Source organism: Klebsiella michiganensis (assembly GCA_000963575.1).
In the GTDB taxonomy this organism is placed as follows: Bacteria; Pseudomonadota; Gammaproteobacteria; order Enterobacterales; family Enterobacteriaceae; genus Cedecea; species Cedecea michiganensis_A.
In genome coordinates this window covers 3,741,168-3,760,121 of the sequence record CP011077.1, presented here as the reverse complement: position 1 = coordinate 3,760,121, position 18,954 = coordinate 3,741,168, and the positions used below count along the sequence as shown (strand labels likewise).

15 protein-coding genes and 1 pseudogene are annotated in these 18,954 nt (G+C 54.4%); 10 read left to right on the top strand and 6 right to left on the bottom strand.

All coding sequences use genetic code 11. From position 1 onward, the window contains the following. Positions 1 to 51: 51 nt before the first annotated feature. Positions 52 to 1,035: a LacI family transcriptional regulator gene (locus tag VW41_17295; GenBank protein ID AJZ90659.1), complete on the bottom strand. Its 984-nt coding sequence runs from the start codon at positions 1,033 to 1,035 to the stop codon at positions 52 to 54. Between the two features lie 384 nt (positions 1,036 to 1,419). Next, positions 1,420 to 1,842 carry a membrane protein gene (locus VW41_17290; GenBank protein AJZ90658.1) on the bottom strand — a complete coding sequence of 141 codons (423 nt, stop codon included), beginning with the start codon at positions 1,840 to 1,842 and terminating at the stop codon, positions 1,420 to 1,422. A 407-nt stretch (positions 1,843 to 2,249) separates the two neighbouring features. On the opposite strand from VW41_17290, the pseudogene VW41_17285 reads away from it, so the two are divergent. Then, positions 2,250 to 2,513: pseudogene (locus tag VW41_17285) on the top strand (hypothetical protein). A 31-nt stretch (positions 2,514 to 2,544) separates the two neighbouring features. Here VW41_17285 and VW41_17280 read toward each other — a convergent pair. Together VW41_17280 and VW41_17275 are read right to left on the bottom strand one after the other, a co-directional pair. After that, positions 2,545 to 3,183 carry a beta-1 3-glucan biosynthesis protein gene (locus tag VW41_17280; GenBank protein ID AJZ90657.1) on the bottom strand — a complete coding sequence of 213 codons (639 nt, stop codon included), beginning with the start codon at positions 3,181 to 3,183 and terminating at the stop codon, positions 2,545 to 2,547. A gap of 52 nt (positions 3,184 to 3,235) precedes the next feature. After that, the gene (locus VW41_17275) at positions 3,236 to 4,426 is read right to left on the bottom strand and encodes a hypothetical protein (protein AJZ92012.1); all 1,191 of its coding nucleotides are present in this window, start codon (positions 4,424 to 4,426) and stop codon (positions 3,236 to 3,238) included. 116 nt (positions 4,427 to 4,542) lie between these two features. Between VW41_17275 and VW41_17270 the strand changes: the two genes are divergently transcribed. The 7 genes from VW41_17270 (at position 4,543) to VW41_17240 (ending at position 14,928) form a co-directional block, all read left to right on the top strand. Then, positions 4,543 to 7,824, top strand: a complete 3,282-nt coding sequence (locus VW41_17270; protein ID AJZ90656.1) for a hypothetical protein — start codon at positions 4,543 to 4,545, stop codon at positions 7,822 to 7,824. A gap of 148 nt (positions 7,825 to 7,972) precedes the next feature. Beyond that, complete coding sequence (locus VW41_17265) at positions 7,973 to 8,950, top strand: sugar ABC transporter substrate-binding protein (GenBank protein AJZ90655.1); 978 nt, start codon at positions 7,973 to 7,975, stop codon at positions 8,948 to 8,950. A 31-nt stretch (positions 8,951 to 8,981) separates the two neighbouring features. Next, a complete protein-coding gene (locus VW41_17260; protein AJZ90654.1) occupies positions 8,982 to 10,496 on the top strand; it encodes a heme ABC transporter ATP-binding protein in 1,515 nt (504 codons plus the stop codon). Positions 10,497 to 10,519: 23 nt separating this feature from the next. Continuing rightward, on the top strand, positions 10,520 to 11,518 hold the full coding sequence (locus tag VW41_17255; protein AJZ90653.1) for a sugar ABC transporter permease: 999 nt from the start codon (positions 10,520 to 10,522) through the stop codon (positions 11,516 to 11,518). Between the two features lie 64 nt (positions 11,519 to 11,582). After that, complete coding sequence (locus VW41_17250) at positions 11,583 to 12,644, top strand: alcohol dehydrogenase (GenBank protein AJZ90652.1); 1,062 nt, start codon at positions 11,583 to 11,585, stop codon at positions 12,642 to 12,644. An 11-nt stretch (positions 12,645 to 12,655) separates the two neighbouring features. Beyond that, complete coding sequence (locus VW41_17245) at positions 12,656 to 13,540, top strand: hypothetical protein (protein AJZ90651.1); 885 nt, start codon at positions 12,656 to 12,658, stop codon at positions 13,538 to 13,540. Between the two features lie 233 nt (positions 13,541 to 13,773). Next, complete coding sequence (locus VW41_17240) at positions 13,774 to 14,928, top strand: 3-phenylpropionic acid transporter (protein AJZ90650.1); 1,155 nt, start codon at positions 13,774 to 13,776, stop codon at positions 14,926 to 14,928. On the opposite strand, the gene VW41_17235 is transcribed toward VW41_17240, so the two are convergent. Further along, the gene (locus tag VW41_17235) at positions 14,925 to 16,205 is read right to left on the bottom strand and encodes a stationary phase inducible protein CsiE (GenBank protein ID AJZ90649.1); all 1,281 of its coding nucleotides are present in this window, start codon (positions 16,203 to 16,205) and stop codon (positions 14,925 to 14,927) included. The two genes, VW41_17240 and VW41_17235, sit on opposite strands and share 4 nt — an antisense overlap. A 124-nt stretch (positions 16,206 to 16,329) precedes the next feature. Here VW41_17235 and VW41_17230 point away from each other — a divergent pair, with 124 nt between their 5' ends. Then, entirely contained in the window at positions 16,330 to 16,977 is a 648-nt protein-coding gene (locus tag VW41_17230) for a membrane protein (protein ID AJZ90648.1), read from the top strand. Next, complete coding sequence (locus VW41_17225) at positions 16,968 to 17,948, top strand: nickel transporter (protein AJZ90647.1); 981 nt, start codon at positions 16,968 to 16,970, stop codon at positions 17,946 to 17,948. Before VW41_17230 ends, VW41_17225 begins: the two co-directional genes overlap by 10 nt. Positions 17,949 to 18,046: 98 nt before the next feature. Here VW41_17225 and VW41_17220 read toward each other — a convergent pair whose 3' ends face one another. Next, complete coding sequence (locus VW41_17220; protein AJZ90646.1) at positions 18,047 to 18,850, bottom strand: inositol monophosphatase; 804 nt, start codon at positions 18,848 to 18,850, stop codon at positions 18,047 to 18,049. Positions 18,851 to 18,954: the final 104 nt, after the last annotated feature.

Below are 18,954 nucleotides of genomic sequence, written 5' to 3'. Positions count from 1 at the left end.
ATGCCGGCCGGCTGACCGGCATTCCGGTTTCCCTGGTGTTGGCTGAGCGCCTTAGAAACCGAGTGACTGAGCGTTATCTTTGGTGACTTCGAGGATCTTGTTAAAGCGGATCACTTTCTTATCCATGTCGACATCGGCCTTGCCCAGACCGTCAATGGTCAGGTCTTTGGTCACGGCTTTACCCTGCAGCAGCTGATCGGCCACGGTGACCAGCGCGTAACCTGCATCTTTAGGATCCCAAAGCAGCGCTTTTTTAATGTCGCCGCGCATCAGGTAAGGTGCCGCCTGGCCCGGCATGGCAATGCCGACAACCGCCAGTTTGTCTTTCGCGCGTTTCTTCTGTACCGCCTGGCCCGCGCCGATTGGGCCGAGGGAGCCAAAGCCGATCACGCCTTTCATCTGCGGATACGTTTTCATCAGATCAAGCGTGGTGGAGTAGGATTTGTCGATGCTCTCCGCCACCGGCAGGCGCGAAGTCACTTCAAACATATCCGGGTATTTTTCTTTCTGGTATTTAATGGCGGAATCCGCCCACGCGTTGTGCAGAGGCACGGTCAGCGACCCGACGTAAATCGCATAGCCGCCTTTGCCGCCCATATCTTTCGCCAACTCATCCATGTTGGCCTGCGCGTATTTCTCGCTGTCGATGGTTTCGATATCCCACTGGCCGATCTGCTGGTCAGGGGATTCATGCGTCAGCACCACGATGCCCTGATCGCGCGCTTTTTTCAGCACCGGCTCCAGCACTTTGGCGTCGTTAGGCACCACGATAATGGCGTTCACTTTCTTGGCGATCAGATCCTCAATCACCTTAACCTGCTGAGCCGGATCGGGCGTTGAAGCCCCGGTCTGGTAAGCATTAACGTTGAGTTTTTTTGCAGCTTCGTTGACGCCGGTTTCCATACGGTTGAACCATGGGATCCCGGTGACTTTCGCCACCACTGCGATTTCATACTTATCCGCCGCAACGGCCGTACCGGACAACATGCATGCAGAAATCAGGGTTGCACTGAGTAATGCGAGTTTGAATTTCATAGGTGTACCTTTTTTATTAGGGACTGAGGCATGTCACGGAGAGGAGACTAGCAACGAAGGGAAGAGGGAATGAATCGCAGTTTTTCTAAATGTGATACAAGCCCATTATTGTTTCTTTTTAGATCTGATTTGGTTAAAAAATAGTTAAATATATGATGTTTTTTTAAACTGGACGGACATGGTAGTGTTAATTTCAGTCTTTTCTTTAAACATATAATTAACAATAAAGAAACAAATGACCGTTAAAGGGATGTTTTTGACACGATAGAGGCCGTCAGCCTGGAAAAGAATGTTACGAAATTGTGAGCTGAAGCGTATCAAGTAAAATGAGTGACGGGACAAATGAAAAAGGCCGCATAAGCGGCCTTTGAGCGGGGGATATGTTTAACGCTTATCGACGGAAATAGCCCCAGGGCCGGTCACCGCCAGCAGCAGGAATCCACCGGCTATGCTGATGTTTTTATAGAAATTAATCATATTAGGCATTACGGCATCCCCGGTCATACTCCAGTAATGGTGGCCGATAACCGCCGTGCCGAGGGTATAAAACACAAACAAAATAGCCAACGGGCGGGTAAAGAACCCGATGATGACCAGGATAGCGGCAACAACTTCCATAAACACCGCAATCGCGGCGGCAAGCGTAGGGAGTGGCGTTCCAAGATGCTCCATATAGGCCACGGTGCCGCTGAATCCGCTGATCTTCGGCAAGCCGAAAATAATGAACAGCAGAATCAACGCAATACGGGCAATAAGCAGGATCAGGGCACGAGATTGACCAAAATCGAAGTAGCGTAGTGTGTTCATAGCGGGTTCGCCTGTAGTGGACTCAAGTTAAAGTTAATACACAAAACCCAAGCCTGCCATTGCCGTTGTGCCTCTACCACGTTGTTTGTGTTAATGAATGTTTTTTATTTTACGACTCTCTAGTTGTTTGATTCAGGCGGTGTAGAATTGTTTTTTCAGCGGGAGGCGGGGCAATCATGAAGCATGAGCAAGGGCAGCACCCGGAAGGGGATCATTGCTCCGGACCGGGCACCACTTGTGAAGCCCCAAAAGACGGAAAAATTGACGGCTGGCTTTATGCCGCTGCGCTTTGGTTGCTGGTGAGTCTGGTCTGTGTGCCCTATGCGCTCTATTTTTTTGTCGCCACAGCGTTGAGTAACTCGCATCTTGACTGGATTTATCACTACTACCTGCTGATGGGGATTGTGGTTCTGGTCATTGGTTTGACGCTAACGCTTGCGGCGAGCTGGTGTTTCTTTACCCGAAGAAAAGGCATTCGGGAAATTATCATCCCTCAGTTTGCCTACAACTTTGTTTACCTGTTTTGCCTGCTGTGGATCCCTGCCTGGCTGTTTGGGATCGAGATTCCCGCCCCTGCGATTCTGGATATTGGTTACGCGGTGGCCGGCGTTGTTCTCGGGATCCCTTACTTCCTGTTCTCAAAACGCATTGACAGGGTATTTTACAGGTAGGATAAGCTGAGTGAATCTTCATCCTATAGCGTTATTTTTGAGCAGGAAACATTCCCGCCAGAGAGTCCAGGAAATGATATTTCTCAGGATGAAGAGTATTGAAACTTCGACCTCCATCTTCTTCTTCACGAATATTTACGTTCCCTAATTTGAGTTCTTTAAGCATCCACATAATGAAGCTGTTTAGGTCGGGAGCCACCGCAATTTTCCTTTTTTCATCCCGGCCAAAATTAATCACCTGCCCGTAATGCCCTTTCATACCGGGAGCCAAATCGATTCCCAAATAGTTACCGCCATAGTCGTATGCAAAAGGGATCCACAATGGGTTGCTATATTCACACTTCACGAAACCCGGCGGCGTGGAGGACATTGTGGCATTCATTTCCCGCAACTCTTCAGATGGCAAACCGGCAATAACCGACTGCCAGTCATCAAGCTCCTTTATCACTTGCTCTAACGTGAGAAAACTTAGCCCATACCAGGGGCCAGAATGAATAGCCATTCTTTGCCCATTATGCCAGCGATAAAGCGCTTTAAAGGCGTCGGGCAGTGGCGCATTTAAACGCCTTGAAAAGGTATCCAGCAGGTGTTCATCCACACCGGGATTAAGATCGGCGGCTATTTCAGGAAGATGCTGTTTGAGCCATTTCTCCAGCGCATTTAGCAGCATTTTGGCGTCCTTTCAATAAGGGAGGTTATTATCATAAGCGTTATTGGCCAGTTTATTCCATTAGCGCCGTCTCGGCATACAAATAGCCTATCCCCATCACCTGCTGGGCGCGGGTGAGTTGCCCGAAGTTTATTTGCGTGGCATTACTTTTCAGGCCATCGCCATGGTCGAACGGATTGAAACCAATGCGCTGTTTAATGGCGTTCAGCCAGTTTTCGCCGAACTCACAGCTGCGGCCATAGAACCAGATCTGGTTAATATTGAGAATATTAAGGAAATTATACAGACTAAGACCAATCGCATTGGCCGAATCTTCAACCCAGCGAGCGACCCTTTCATCGCCGGCATGAAGCGCCTGAAGTAACTGCCGGGAAGTGAGTTTTTCCGGATCGTGCTGCTGTGCCTCAGGATGTGTTTTGAGCCAAATTCGAGCCTGTTTTTTCAGTGCGCTGAGTGAAGCCACCGTTTCCAGGCAGCCATAGCGCCCGCAGTCGCACGCCATACCATCGGGGTTAACGATGGTGTGGCCAATTTGCCCGCTGCCGTACAGATTGCCGCGATAGATTTGTCCGTTGATCACAAACGACGAACCAATGCCGTAGTCGACGTTAATTACGCAAAAATCCTGCCTGTTTCCTGAGTTTTGCCACTTCTCGGCCAGGGCAAGCATCACGCAGTCGTTGTCCACCATCACCCGGATATTTAGCTTCTCTTCTAGCAGGTACTTAAGCTCTATCGGTTCTTTCCAGGGAGCCTGAGGCATGGTTTGCGACACGCCGGTCACCGGATCAACCTGCCCATGTATCGCCAGGGCGAGATTGATTGTGCAGCCTGGCTTTGCTCTTCGGTAGCGATGCCAGCATTTTTCAATTTCTGCAATCAGCGCTTTTGGCGTCGGTGCTTCAATGCTGTAGCGTTCAAATTCTCCCTTTGGGCTCAGGCAGGCGTTAGCCAGCTGGCACTCAATGCTGGTAGGCGTAATGTTCATGCACAGCGTCCAGTCCCCCTCCGGGGCGATAAGCCACGTACCGCCGCTGCGCCCTCTCAGGGAATTATTTTCCTGTATGTTCAACACCCGTTTTTCACTTTCCAGCTCGCCAAGGATATTGCTTACCGCAGGAATGGAGATTTGCGTAAGCCTTGCGAGCGTTGATTTGGTGGCACGTTTTTCCCGGTACAGGTGCTCCAGAATGACGCATTTATTGTAATGACGGATGTGCTGATTGCTGATGCAGGTTTTCATTTCACTAAACCTCGTTAACTTACTTGCGTGATGATTGTGCAAAAACACCGCGCTGGTGTCCATTAGACTGCCTGAAATCTTCATTTTTAGTATGTCTTGTTAATATTGAGGGCGACATGGAACCAGTAAAAGTTTGGCAAGAAACCGTAAGTATTCCGACCTATGAAACCGGTCCGCAGGATGTCCATCCCATGTTTCTGGAGAATCGTGTTTATCAGGGATCTTCTGGCGTCGTTTATCCCTACGGCGTGACGGACACGCTTAGCGACACAAAAATCATGAAAACCTGGCAGGCGGTATGGCTGGAAAATGATTATCTAAAAGTCATGATCCTACCGGAGCTGGGGGGCCGCGTTCATCGCGCCTGGGACAAGATCAAACAGCGTGATTTCGTCTATCACAATGACGTCATTAAACCCGCTTTAGTGGGGCTGCTGGGGCCGTGGATTTCAGGCGGCATTGAATTTAACTGGCCTCAGCACCACCGTCCAACTACCTATATGCCGGTGGATTTCAGTATTGAAGAGTGCGACGACGGGGCGAAAATCGTCTGGGTCGGGGAAACAGAACCTATGCACGGGCTGCAGGTGATGACCGGGTTCACCCTCAGGCCGCAGCGTGCGGCCCTTGAAATCGCCAGCCGCGTGTACAACGCCAACCCCACACCGCGTCATTTTCTGTGGTGGGCTAATCCGGCGGTTAAGGGCGGGGACGGGCACCAAAGTGTCTTCCCACCCGATGTCACCGCGGTATTTGACCACGGCAAACGCGCCGTTTCGACATTCCCGATTGCCACCGGCACCTATTACAAAGTGGATTACTCCGCAGGTGTGGATATCTCGCGCTATAAAAATGTTCCAGTACCAACTTCTTACATGGCCGAAAAATCTGAGTATGACTTTGTCGGCGCCTGGAGCCACGATGAAGACGGCGGGCTGCTCCATGTAGCCGATCATCATATCGCGCCGGGCAAAAAACAGTGGAGCTGGGGATATAGCGAATTCGGCCAGGCGTGGGATCGTAATCTGACTGATGACAATGGCCCTTATATTGAGCTGATGACCGGCATTTACGCCGATAATCAGCCGGACTTTACCTGGCTGGACGCGTTTGAAGAAAAGCGCTTCGTTCAGTATTTCCTCCCATACCATTCTCTTGGCGTGGTGCAGAATGCCTCAGAAGATGTCGTTATTAAGCTTGAGCGCACTCAGGCAGGCATTGAGTGGGGGATTTACGCTATTTCGCCTCTCGTTGGGCATCGCTTACTCATCAGTCAAGAAGGCGGTGAGGTGCCGCTGCTTAACCAGGCCATAGACCTTGAGCCTGGCAACGTTCTGCGCGGTTCGCTAAATGAGCTTGCTGCGGGGCGGCTTACCCTGGCGCTTGTTGACCGGCAAAACAGAGAAGTGATTGGCTACCGGGAGCACCAGCCTCAGGAGGTGCCATTGCCAGAAGTTGCGAAGGCGCCGCTTTGCGCGTCGGATATTACCAGCGTGGATGAAGCATGGTTCATCGGACAGCACCTTGAGCAGTACCATCATGCGAGCCGCTCGCCCTTCGATTACTACCTGCGTGGCATTGAACTGGACCCGCTGGATTATCGCTGCAACCTTGCCCTGGCCGTGCTCGAATATAATCGTGCGGATTACGTCCGTTGCCAGAGTTACGCCACCCAGGCGCTTCAGCGTGCGCATCAACTCAACAAAAACCCACAGTGCGGGCAGGCTAGCCTGATTCGGGCAAGCGCCTTTGAGCGTCAGGAGAACTGGAAGGCGGCGGAGGACGATTTCTGGCGCGCGACGTGGAGCGGTAATTCAAAAGCCGCTGCATTTTATGGTCTGGCCCGGCTATGTGCCCGTGAGAAGCGTTATGACGCGGGGTTAGATTTCTGCCGTCAAAGCCTGCGAGCGACGCCGGGTAACCAGGAGGTCATTTGCCTTGAAAATCTTCTGCTTCAGCTCAGCGGCCAGGTAACGCGGTCGGCTAAAGAACGTGAGCAACACCTTAAAGACTATCCGCTGAACCCAACGTTAAGCTGGTTGAAGGCTTACTGCGAGGGCAGCGAGGCAGCTATCGCCCAGTGGCGGGGGCTGTGCGGTGGACGTGATATCAACGCCTTGCTCACGGCGGGCCAACTGCTTAGTTGGGGGATGCGCGACCTGGCTGAGGGCGTGCTGGAAGTGTTGAACATTCAGCGCACGCTGCCGCTTTACCTGCAGGCGAGCCTGCTTTCCCAGGCCGGGCGCGAGCAACTCATTGCCCAGGCCCGCAGCGTTTTCCCTGCTTTTGTCCGCTTCCCTAATACGCTTGATGAGGTGGCGGCGCTGGAAAAAATCGACGAGTGCTACTTTGCGCATCACCTGCTCGCTTGTTTCCACTACAGCAAACGTAGTTATGAAAAAGCGATTGCTCTCTGGCAGCGATGCACACAGATGCAGCCTGATTTTGCTGACGCCTGGCGCGGCCTCGCCATTCACGCCTGGAATAAACATCAGGATGCCCGACAGGCCGCAAGCTACATGGATACGGCCTGTAAGCTCCAGCCGAATGATTCCCGGCTGCTCTTTGAACGCGATCTGCTGGATAAGCTAACCGCTGTTGCTCCGGAAACCCGGCTGGCACGGCTGGAGGCAAACCTTCCCTGTGCTCTGGGGCGCGATGATATGACCGCAGAGTTGCTGAGTTTGTGGCATCAGTGCGGCAAAACGGCGGAGGCGGAAAAAATTCTCGCCAGCCGTAAATTCCATCCGTGGGAGGGGGGCGAAGGCAAGATAACCGGGCAATTTATCCTCAACCATCTGCTGCGTGCCTGGACGCTCATTGAGCGCCAGCAGCCGGAGCAAGCTGCCGAAGTGCTCAACGCGGCGCTTCACTACACGGATAACCTGAGTGAAGGGCGTTTGCCTGGACAAACCGACAACGATATCTGGTTCTGGCTGGGCGTGTGCGCACAGCAGCGCGGCCAGCGAGACGAAGCTGAACGCTGTCTGCGTAAGGCTGCCCTGGGTGACCGCTCAATTAACGTGCACAGCTATTATAACGATCAGCCCGTGGGCTATCTCTTCTGGCAAGGTATGGCGCTGCATCTGCTGGGTGAAAAGGCGACCGCCGATCGGTTATTCAGTGAGATGCAACGTTGGGCGGAAAACATGATGCGCTCGCCGGTTGAGGCTGACTTTTTTGCCGTTTCTCAGCCCGATTTACTGGCATTGTATGGCGATCTTCAGCAGCAGCATAAAGAGAAATGCCTGCTGGTGGAGACGCTGGCGGCGGCAGGTAGAGGTGATGAATCTGGCTACCGTAAAGCCTGTCAGGCCCTTGAGGAAATGAACCCGGTATGGCCGGGAGCGCCGCTGATTCAACGGACGTTCTCTTTCCTGCAGCACCTTGTTCACTGAACACCGTTAACTGAAATTTATGAGCGGCAAGCGCGTCGCTCAGCGCGAAATGCTTTAAGTATGTCATGTTTCATGGCCCCCGCAGCGTCAGGAGCGGTGGGCCATGAAAAAGTAATAATAATAAATAGTTACCCTACAGGAGACAAATATGTCCCGACTCACCAGAAAATCGTTTTTTGCCGTGCTGATGCTATTAAGCGCCTCTTCCGCGAGCCTTGCCGCCGGGAAAGAGATAACCGTGGGAGCCATCTATCTCGACACTCAGGGATATTATGCAGGCGTTCGCCAGGGCGTACAGGATGCGGCCAAATCTTCGGACGTCAAGGTGCAGTTAATCGAAACTAACGCCCAGGGAGATATTTCTAAAGAAAGCTCATTCGTTGACACGCTGGTTGCCAGAAACGTGGACGCAATTATTCTTTCTGCCGTTTCGGAAAATGGCAGCACCCGTACCATTCGCCGCGCAAGCGAAGCGGGGATTCCGGTTATTTGTTACAACACCTGTATTAATCAAAAGGGCGTAGAAACATACATCTCCGCCTATCTGGTTGGCGACCCGCTGGAGTTTGGTAAAAAGCTCGGGAATGCCGCCGCCGACTACTTTATTGCACACAATATTGCCGCGCCGAAAATCGCCATTATTAACTGCGAAGCCTTCGAAGTGTGCGTTCAGCGCCGGAAAGGTTTTGAGGAGGCGCTGAAAGCGCGCGTTCCGGGGATGCAAATTGTCGCTAACCAGGAAGGCACCGTGCTTGATAAAGCGATTTCCGTTGGCGAGAAATTAATTGTCTCGAGTCAAAATCTCGACGCCATTATGGGCGAGTCAGGCGGGGCAACACTCGGCGCCGTTAAAGCCGTGCGTAATCAAAATAAGGTCGGGAAGATTGCCGTATTCGGCTCAGACATGACCACCGAAATAGCCCAGGAATTGCAGAATAACCAGGTGCTGAAGGCGGTGGTGGATATTTCCGGTAAGAAAATGGGCAATGCCGTATTTGCCCAGACGGTAGACGTCATTAACAAAAATCCGCCTAAAGAGAAAATCACTCAGGTGCCGATCGATTTATACAGCAAGGCAGAAGACGGCAAGCAGTGGCTGGCCACGCACGTTGATGGTTTACCGTAGCGGTCACTTATCTTTGTCGAGGTCTGCAGCTATGACAACAGAAAAAATCGGGCCGCTGCCCGTCGCGCAAATTATTGCTGGTCATAAACGCTATCCGGGCGTGGTTGCCATGGATAACGTCAATTTCACCCTCCATAAAGGCGAGGTGAGAGCTCTGCTGGGAAAAAACGGGGCCGGGAAATCAACGTTAATTCGCATGCTGACCGGCAGCGAACGGCTGGATAGCGGCGAGGTGTTACTGGGAGGAAAGCGCCTTGAAGGCAGAGATGCGTCTCTGACCCGGCAGGCATCTTCCCTCGGCGTTAGGGCCGTTTATCAGGAGCTAAGTCTCGTCGACGGCCTGACAGTGGCGGAAAACCTTTGCCTGGGCAACTGGCCCCGGCGGCGCGGCGCAATCGACAATACACGGATGGTGCATCAGGCGAAAAAAAGCCTGCAGACGCTCGGTGTAGAAATTGACCCTGAAGTGCTGGTTGAAAGCCTTAGCCCCGCGCAAAAACAGCTGGTGGAGATTGCCCGTGTTATGGAGGGAGAGCCTGGCGTGGTGATCCTTGATGAGCCCACCAGTTCCCTCGCCAACGCTGAAGTGGAGCTGGTGATTGAAGCCGTGCGTAAAATGTCCGCCCTGGGTATTGCGGTGATCTACGTTAGCCACCGCATGGAGGAAATTCGGCGTATCGCTACTTCGGCCACGATCATGCGCGATGGCCAGGTCGCGGGCGACGTTTCTCTCGGCAGCACTTCGACCCAGCATATTGTCACCCTGATGCTCGGGCATGAAACCCAAAAGCATCCTCCTGTCTCAATAGCCGCTGCGAATGGCGAGCCGGTGCTGGAGATTCGCGGGTTGCAGCGTCTTCCCCAGCTCAGGGATATTTCCATGACGCTAAAGCGTGGCGAAGTTCTGGGGATTGCCGGGCTGCTTGGCGCCGGACGTAGTGAACTGCTGAAGTCACTTATCGGGCTCGAGCCTTTTGATAGCGGTGAAATTGTTCTCAATGGTGAAATGCTAAAGCGTCCCGATTACGCGGATATGCTGCGGCGCGGGGTGGGTTACACACCAGAAAACCGCAAAGAAGCGGGGATCATTCCTTTGCTTGGCGTCAATGAAAATACCGTGATCACTAACCGCAGCCGGGTGAGTAAAAGAGGCGTCCTTCAATGGGACAAAATTCGTCGCCTCACGGAAGAGATCATGCGGCGGATGAGCGTGAAGGCTGCCAACAGCGAAACGGCCATCGGCACGCTCTCGGGGGGCAATCAGCAAAAGGTGGTTATTGGCCGCTGGGTCTACGCCCAAAGTCAGGTTCTGCTGTTAGATGAGCCCACGCGCGGTGTGGACATCGAAGCCAAGCAGCAGATTTATCGTATCGTCCGGGAGCTGGCGCAGGAAGGAAAGAGCGTCGTGTTCATTTCAAGCGAGGTGGAAGAGCTTCCTCTCGTATGCGACCGAATTTTGCTGCTGCAGCACGGCACTTTCAGCAAAGAGTTCCGGTCTCCCGTCAGCGTGGACGAACTGATGTCCGCCCTTTTGTCTGTGCACTGATGAACCTACAGGGGAATTTTAAGATGTCAGCCTCGTCTCTCACGTTGCCGCAAGGCAAAAACGCATCGCTGAAGCAGTTCGTTAGCCGTCACATTAACGTGATCGGTCTGCTGGTGGTGATTGCCATTCTCTATCTGGCGTTTTCTTTCAATGCGCCAGGTTTTATCTCCTTGAATAACCAGATGAACGTTCTGCGGGATGCGGCCACTATCGGTATTGCAGCCTGGGCGATGACGCTCATCATTATCTCCGGTGAAATTGACGTCAGCGTTGGGCCTATGGTGGCCTTTATCTCCGTATGCCTGGCGTTTTTACTGCAGTTCCAGGTTCCACTGGGGATTGCCTGTCTGCTGGTGCTTTTACTCGGTGCGCTGTTGGGCACGCTGGCTGGCGTTCTGCGCGGGGTGTTCAATGTGCCGAGCTTCGTGGCGACCCTGGGGCTGTGGAGTGCCCTGCGTGGGATGGGATTATTCATGACCAACGCGCTACCGGTGCCCATTGACGAAAACCCCGTTCTGGACTGGTTTGGCGGTCAGATTTTAGGCCTGCCGGTTTCCGCCGTCATCATGATGCTGCTGTTTGCTCTGTTTGTTTTTATTAGTCGTAAAACGGCCTTTGGCCGCTCGGTCTTTGCCATCGGCGGCAACGCAGCGGCGGCGCAGCTGTGCGGCATCAACGTTAAACGCGTACGCATCATGATCTTTACGCTCTCCGGCCTGCTGGCCGCCATTACGGGGATTTTGCTTGCCGCCCGGCTTGGGTCAGGGAATGCGGGCGCCGCCAATGGCCTGGAGTTTGACGTGATTGCCGCGGTGGTTGTCGGTGGTACGGCGCTTTCCGGCGGGCGAGGCTCGCTGCTGGGGACGCTCCTCGGGGTGCTGGTTATTACATTGATTGGCAACGGCCTGGTGCTGCTCGGCATCAACTCCTTTTTCCAGCAGGTGGTGCGCGGCGCCATTATCGTGGTGGCGGTGCTGGCGAACATCCTGCTCACTCAGCGAAACAACAAAGCAAGGCGCTGATGTTATTCGGGTTTTCTGCCATACAGGCGGGAACACTTTTTATCTTATGTAAGACGAGGGAATAATGAAAACGATGCTGGCAGCCTATCTACCGGGTAACTCTACCGTCGAACTGCGGGAAGTTGCCGTTCCAAAGCCAGGGATTAACCAGGTTCTGTTGAAAATGAAGTCGTCAGGTATTTGCGGGAGCGATGTGCATTACATCTACCATCAGCACCGTGCCACGGCCGCCGCGCCCGATAAGCCGCTTTATCAGGGATTTATCAACGGCCATGAGCCGTGCGGGCAAATCGTGGCGACGGGCGAAGGCTGTCGACACTTTAAAGAGGGTGACAGGGTACTGGTCTACCATATCTCAGGCTGCGGATTCTGCGCCAACTGCCGCCGCGGGTTCCCTATCTCCTGTACCGGAAAAGGCAAGGCGGCATACGGCTGGCAGCGCGACGGTGGCCATGCCGAATATCTGCTGGCGGAAGAAAAAGACCTGATCCAACTGCCGGATGCACTTAGCTACGAGGACGGCGCTTTTATCAGCTGCGGCGTTGGGACGGCCTATGAAGGTATTTTGCGCGGCGAGGTTTCCGGGAGTGACAATGTGCTGGTGGTGGGGCTCGGCCCTGTAGGCATGATGGCCATGATGTTGGCTCGCGGGCGGGGGGCGAAGCGCATAATTGGCGTTGATATGCTGCCGGACAGGCTGGCAACGGCAAAAAAACTGGGCCTGATGGATCACGGCTATCTGGCGACAACTGAAAGGCTGCCCGAGCTGGTTGCTGAGCTGACGCGCGGCGGCGCCGATGTGGCGCTTGATTGCTCTGGCAACGCCGCTGGCCGCCTGCTTGCCCTGCAGTCCACGGCGGATTGGGGTCGAGTGGTTTACATCGGTGAAACGGGAAAAGTTGAGTTTGAGGTTAGCGCTGACTTGATGCACCATCAGCGCCGCATCATTGGCTCATGGGTCACCAGCCTCTACCACATGGAAAAGTGCGCCCACGACCTGACGGACTGGAAACTGTATCCGCGCAGCGCTATTACCCATCGTTTCTCGCTGGAGCAGGCAGGCGAAGCCTACGCGCTAATGGCGAGCGGCAAATGCGGAAAAGTGGTGATTAACTTCCCGGACTGAGGCGGCGGATCATGACCTTATTTACCTTACAGAATGAAAGCCTGAAACTGCTGGTATCCGACCAGGGAGGGGCGATTGAAGGCCTGTGGTGGCAGCATGCAGGGCGCAAAATCCCTGTTCTGCGCCCCGGAAAGCAAAGCGGCGTTGCGGTGGAATCTTCCTGTTTTCCGCTGGTGCCTTTTGGCAACCGGGTAAGCGGTAACGTTTTTTCATTCGCCGGGGAAAATTACCACCTCCAGCCTAACGTTGAATGGGATAGCCACTATCTGCATGGCGACGGCTGGCTGAATCTCTGGCAGCCCGTGGAAGAGGCGCCCGAAAGGTTGGGGCTGGAATACCACCATACAGAGGGGCCATACCGCTATAGCGTTCAGCAGATTTTTCAGCTCTCTGAGGGCGCGATTACGGTTTCATTAACGGTGACGAATAAAGGGAAAGAGCCGCTGCCGTTCGGGCTCGGCTGGCACCCTTATTTTCCCCTCACCGCACAAACTCGCGTTCAGGCACAGGCTTCGGGCTATTGGCCTGAGCGGGAGCAGTGGCTTGCGGGGGAATTTCAAACTCAGTTGCCAAAAGTGCTCAATTTTAATCAGCCAAACGCGTTGCCGCGTCGCTGGGTGAATAACGCGTTCTCCGGCTGGAATGGTAAAGCGAAGATTGAGTATCCGCAGGAAGGGGCGGCTTTAATGCTGGAAACCGAACCTCCCGCTCCGTGCTATTTCATCTTCGTTTCCGACCCTCAGTTTGATGAGGGATATGACTTTGACTTCTTCTGCCTGGAGCCAATGAGCCATGCGCCTGACGATCACCACCAGCCGGGCGGGGGTCTGTTAAAGACGCTCAAACAAGGTGAGGCGCTTAGCCAGAGCATGAGGATTAGCGTCACAACGCTTTAGACTGTTCCATGATGCCTCATTCCCTGGGGCATCATTTTACTCTCCCCGCCACCTCCATCGCTCTGCGGAAAAGCCAACATTCGTCCCGGGAAATAACGCCTGGCTAACTCAGTTTTGAAAGGGCGGCCTGCAAGTGATACCCCTTATTTTGATGTGTGTTATTGCGCTGTTAATGTTTGCTTGCATGCTGACCGGCTATCCCCGACACTATCGCCTCCAAAACGGGAGGGATCATGGTTTTGCATTCCACGCGCTGGCTGGCGCTCAGTTACTTTACCTACTTCTTTAGCTATGGCGTGTTTTTGCCCTTCTGGAGCGTCTGGCTCAAAGGCGTCGGACTTCCCCCTGAAACGATCGGATTGCTGTTAGGCTCAGGGTTAATCGCCCGTTTCCTCGGCAGTTTGTTATTAGCCCCCCGTGTGACCGATCCTTCCCGCCTTGTTTTTGCCCTTCGTCTATTGGCCCTGGCTACCTTAATCTTTGCCGCCGGTTTCTGGCTGGGCCATGCTGCGCTCTGGCTGCTGCTAACGATGGTGGGCTTTAACCTGTTTTTCTCGCCGCTGGTGCCGTTGACCGACGCGCTGGCGGGCACCTGGCAGCGGCAAATGCCGCTGGATTATGGCCGGGTGCGGCTCTGGGGATCGCTGGCGTTTGTTATCGGTTCGGCCATTACCGGCAAGCTGGTGAGCGAGTTCAGTTCCCAGGCTATTCTGGTGCTGCTGACCATTGGCGCGGCGTCGATGCTGATTGGCATGATGCTGCGGCCTTCCATTATGCCGCAGGGCGAAACCCGGCATCAGGCTTCGGCGGGCTGGCCGGCCTGGAAAGGGCTGATTATCAGCGCCTGGCGTTTTCTGGCCTGTGTTTCTCTGCTTCAAGGCGCGCATGCGGCGTATTACGGTTTTAGCGCGATTTACTGGCAGGGCGCAGGTTATTCCGCTTCAGTTGTGGGCTATTTATGGTCACTGGGGGTGGTGGCGGAAATTGTTATCTTTGCCCTCAGCAACAAATTGTTCCGCCGCTGGAGCGCCAGAGATTTGCTGTTGCTGTCCACGGTGACCGGCATTGTTCGCTGGAGCCTGATGGCAAGCACCACCGAACTTCCGTGGCTGATTGTGGCGCAGATCCTGCACTGCGGCAGCTTCACGATTTGCCACCTGGCGGCGATGCGCTATATCTCTGCCCGCAAAGGCGGGGAGGTTATCCGCCTGCAGGCCGTTTACTCCGCCGTTGCCATGGGCGGTGGTATCGCCGTGATGACGATTTTCTCGGGCTTCCTCTATCAGCATCTGCAGGGCGGTATGTTCTGGGTTATGGCTCTGGTGGCGGCTCCGGCGCTGTTTCTGCGGCCAAAAGTAACCGCAGTCAGCCCGGTGGCGGAAAGCTAAGCTTCGAGCAGCGCTTTGATGCGCTGCTGCTGGTTGTCTCCCAGCGGCAGCGTGGCGTGAATGAGCGGGGGAGAAAACAGCGGCAGCGAGGTCGCGTAGGGCGTAATGACCAACACCACTTCACGCGGTGCGCCCTGGCTTTGAAACTGTTGCACCGCCAGATGCTTAATATTAAGCGGCAGCAGGGTCAGTTCCCGCAGTTGCTGCTCAATGTTCTGCTCCAGCTCCCGATCGTCGGCGGTCAGCAGTAAGACCTGTTTTTCCTGAATATCACTTTCCTGCATTAACCAGGCACCAAAAATTACCGCGACCAGGCCCGCTTCCGCGTCGGACAATTGAATCCCGTAATGCTGTTCGAAATCCGCAAGTACCTCTCGTGAGGTTCTCATCAGCCTTGGATAGAGGCGAGTTATCTCTTCGGGCAGGCTGTGGTCAATACCGATATTAAAGTGGCAGCGATTCAACGCCTGGGCGAGGTGAATATAAAGCTGGTCGCTAAGTCCCTGTTCATCGCTAAAAGAGAGCCCGGCCTGTCGGCGAAAGCGTTCAATCATTCGCGCTATTTCGTTATGTAAACGCGCATCCTGCTCGTGTTCGTCATTAATGGGGTCGGGGATCCTGAGCAGTTGAAACAGCAGGGCCAGGAAATGTTGCTCGTCGACATTCGCCGGCTGCATCACGCGGCGCTTCCAGTGGCGAGCTATCTCCTGGGCGACAGCAAACTCAGGCCGCAGCTGACTCCATTCTCGCTGCTGTGGCGTCAGGACGGGCGCGTTGCCGGAGTGGTGCTGGTGCAGGCAATACTGCAAGAACAGCGTCAGGAACTGGCTGTCCCGGCTGTCGTACTGCCTTTTTAAGCGGCGCCCACACAGGTTAACCAGCGCACGTAAATTGGTTTCGTCATATAGCGCCTTGATAAGCCCCAGTTGGTTTAGCTGAGACTTCAGTGCCGGGCCAAAGTGGTGTTGCACAAACTGCGGGCAAAGACGCAGCGAGCGTCGCAGCCAGTGCAGCAGGCAGAGGCGACGATCAAGGATTGTGCCTTCAATCCGGTAGCTGCCGTCCTGCTGCTGAGTCAGGGAGAGACGGTGATAACTCTGGATCTCGTGGCCCGTGTCGGCTATATCTTGCAGGGTTTGCCTCTGATCCACGCCATTAAGGCTGGAAATCACCTCTGGCGTAACGCTCTGCTCTGGAAGATAGAGCATCAGGAGCAGGTGGCAGCGGCGCTGCGAACTGGAGAGCACAGAGGGTGGCGGCGTCAGTAAAGTCATCATCTGGCTGTCCCAATGTGGTGTCAGAAGTTAAGAATAGCTAAAGGTTTCGGCCAATATATTGCCCTTTTTAGTTTTTCATCACGGAATTACGGCTGGCTCACAGAATTTAAATCTTGAGGGAAGCATGAGCGACAAAAGAATCAGCCTGAAAGGAGTAACCATACTGCTATCAGGGCTTTCAGCGGCGAGCGTGCAGGCGCATCCCCATAGTTTTATCTCCATCGTTACCACACCCGTGGTGGCTCAGGGGCAACTGACGGGGCTAAAAATGCAGTGGACGATGGACGAGATTACTTCAGCAGATCTGTTGTATGACGCCGGCGACGCGAAACCGGGTTCTCCGGTGTGGAAGAAGCTGGCCGCAGAAGTGATGGCTAACGTGCTGGGCCAGCACTATTTTACCGAGTTCTGGCATAACAAAGAGAAAGTGAAGTTTGGCAATTTGCCGCCGGAATATGGCCTTAGCCGCAGCAATCATCAGGCGGTGCTGACGTTTGTTCTGCCGCTGGCCCATCCGCAGCCGCTGAAAGGGCAGACATACCGTTTCTCAACCTTCGACCCGACCTATTTTGTCGACATGAGTTATGGCCACGATGAAGACGTGCATCTGCCGCAGGAGCTGGCCTCAAGCTGTAAGGTTGCCGTGCATACGCCAAAACCCAGCGAAGAGACGCTGATGTTCGCGCAGTCGCTGGATAAAGCCGATGCCCCGCCGGAGGACATGGACTTAGGGAAACAGTTTGCTCAGGAGGTGACGCTGGCATGTCAATAATCACCGTCACGGCTCCCGTTCGCCGCTGGGGCCATCTGTGGCCGCTGGTGCTGTTTATCCTGCTCGCCGCCGCCGGGCTTTATGCTTTGTGGATTTACTGGCCGCAAATCCTGCTTAGCTCTGCCGGCTGGCAGCGTTCAATCAATCAGGAATTAAGCGGCCTGTTGCGCCAGGTTGCGGAAGACCCCTCTCGTGCCGGCTTATCGTTGCTCTCTTTCAGTTTTGCCTATGGTGTGCTCCATGCGCTGGGGCCGGGGCACGGCAAGATAGTGATCGGCACCTGGCTTGCGACCCATCCCTCAAAGATTAAAAGCAGCCTTGGTTTGACCTTTGCCGCCTCTTTATTGCAGGGGCTGGTCGCTATAGCGCTGGTGGTCGTGGTGTTGGGCGTCCTGGCCTTGCCATCTCGACAGCTGCATCTCAGCAGCTTCTGGCTGGAGAAAGGCAGCTACCTGCTTGTCGGGATCCTGGGCCTTTTACTGAGCTGGCGGGCTTTGGGGCGTTTACGCGTTCAGCTGCGGCGTAAACCCAAATTCACCTCGTTTACGCCGCATCATGTCCATGATGCTACCTGCGGCTGCGGGCATCAGCACGTCCCGGACGAAAAACAGCTGGCGGCCGGAAGCGACTGGCGGGCCAGGCTGATGATTGTCCTGTCGATGGGAATGCGCCCCTGTTCTGGCGCGATTATGGTGTTACTGTTCAGCAAGGTTATCGGGGTCTTCAGCTGGGGCGTGCTGTCTGCGCTGGCGATGGCGGCGGGCACCTCGATCACCATTTCAGGTTTGGCACTGCTGGTGCACAGCTTCCGTGCGCTGGCAGTTCGCTTAAGCGGGAACCGGGCGCCTGCGCTGTGGCGGCAGGTCGGCTGGTCTACGCTCGCGCTGGCGGGGGGCATTATCCTGATAGTGGCCGCGCTGATTATGTGGCTGAGCGCGCAGCCGATGGCGAGAGGCATTCGGCCTTTCTGAACGGACGTTTAACTAGACATAAAAAAATCCCCTCGCCGTAAAGCTGAGGGGATTTTTCTTTCTGCCTCTTCTTATTAAAGAAGGTGGGGCAAAAAAGCTTAGCGCTTCAGCGCGTCGCTCAGTTCTTCACGCATGGTTGCCAGCATGGCTTTCACGACGCGTGGGTTACCGGCGACGATGTTCCCGGTCGTGAGGTAGTTATGACCGCCGGTGAAATCACAAACGATGCTGCCGGATTCACGAGCCAGCAGTTCTCCTGCGGCGAAATCCCACGGCTTCAGGCCAATCTCGAAGAAACCATCCACGCGGCCAGCGGCAACGTAGGCCAGGTCCAGCGCAGCGGAACCGGTGCGGCGGAAGTCTGCACACTGGGTGAACAGTTTGCCTACGATGTTGATGTAAGAGGTGGCATGCTGCTTCACTTTGAACGGGAAGCCGGTGGCCAGAACGGTGCCGTCCAGGTCGCGTGCGTTGCTGCCGCGCAGGCGATAGCCGTTAAGCTGGGCGCCCTGACCGCGAACGGCGCTGAACAGTTCGTTACGCATTGGATCGTAAACTACCGCGACTTCGGTACGGCCTTTGATGCGAACAGCAATAGAGACGGAGAAATGTGGCAGACGTTTGATGAAGTTGGTGGTGCCATCCAGCGGATCGATAACCCATTGCACATCCTGATCTTCCCCAGCCAGTTCACCGGACTCTTCGGTGATGATGGTGTGTTTTGGGTAAGATTTACGAATTACTTCGATAATCAGACGTTCGGCGTCTTTATCGACGTTGGTCACGAAGTCATTGCTGCCTTTCTGGCTAGCTTCAACCGCGTCTGGAGTTTCGTAATTCTTGGCAATTAAATTACCCGCCTTGCGTGCAGCACGCACGGCGATGTTGAGCATCGGATGCATCGGTCTCTCTCGCTGGATGTTAAAGAACGGAAAACGCGGCGGAGTATAGCAGAGCGTTCGGAATATGTCTCAGGGATATGATAAGATATTACGATATTCTTCCC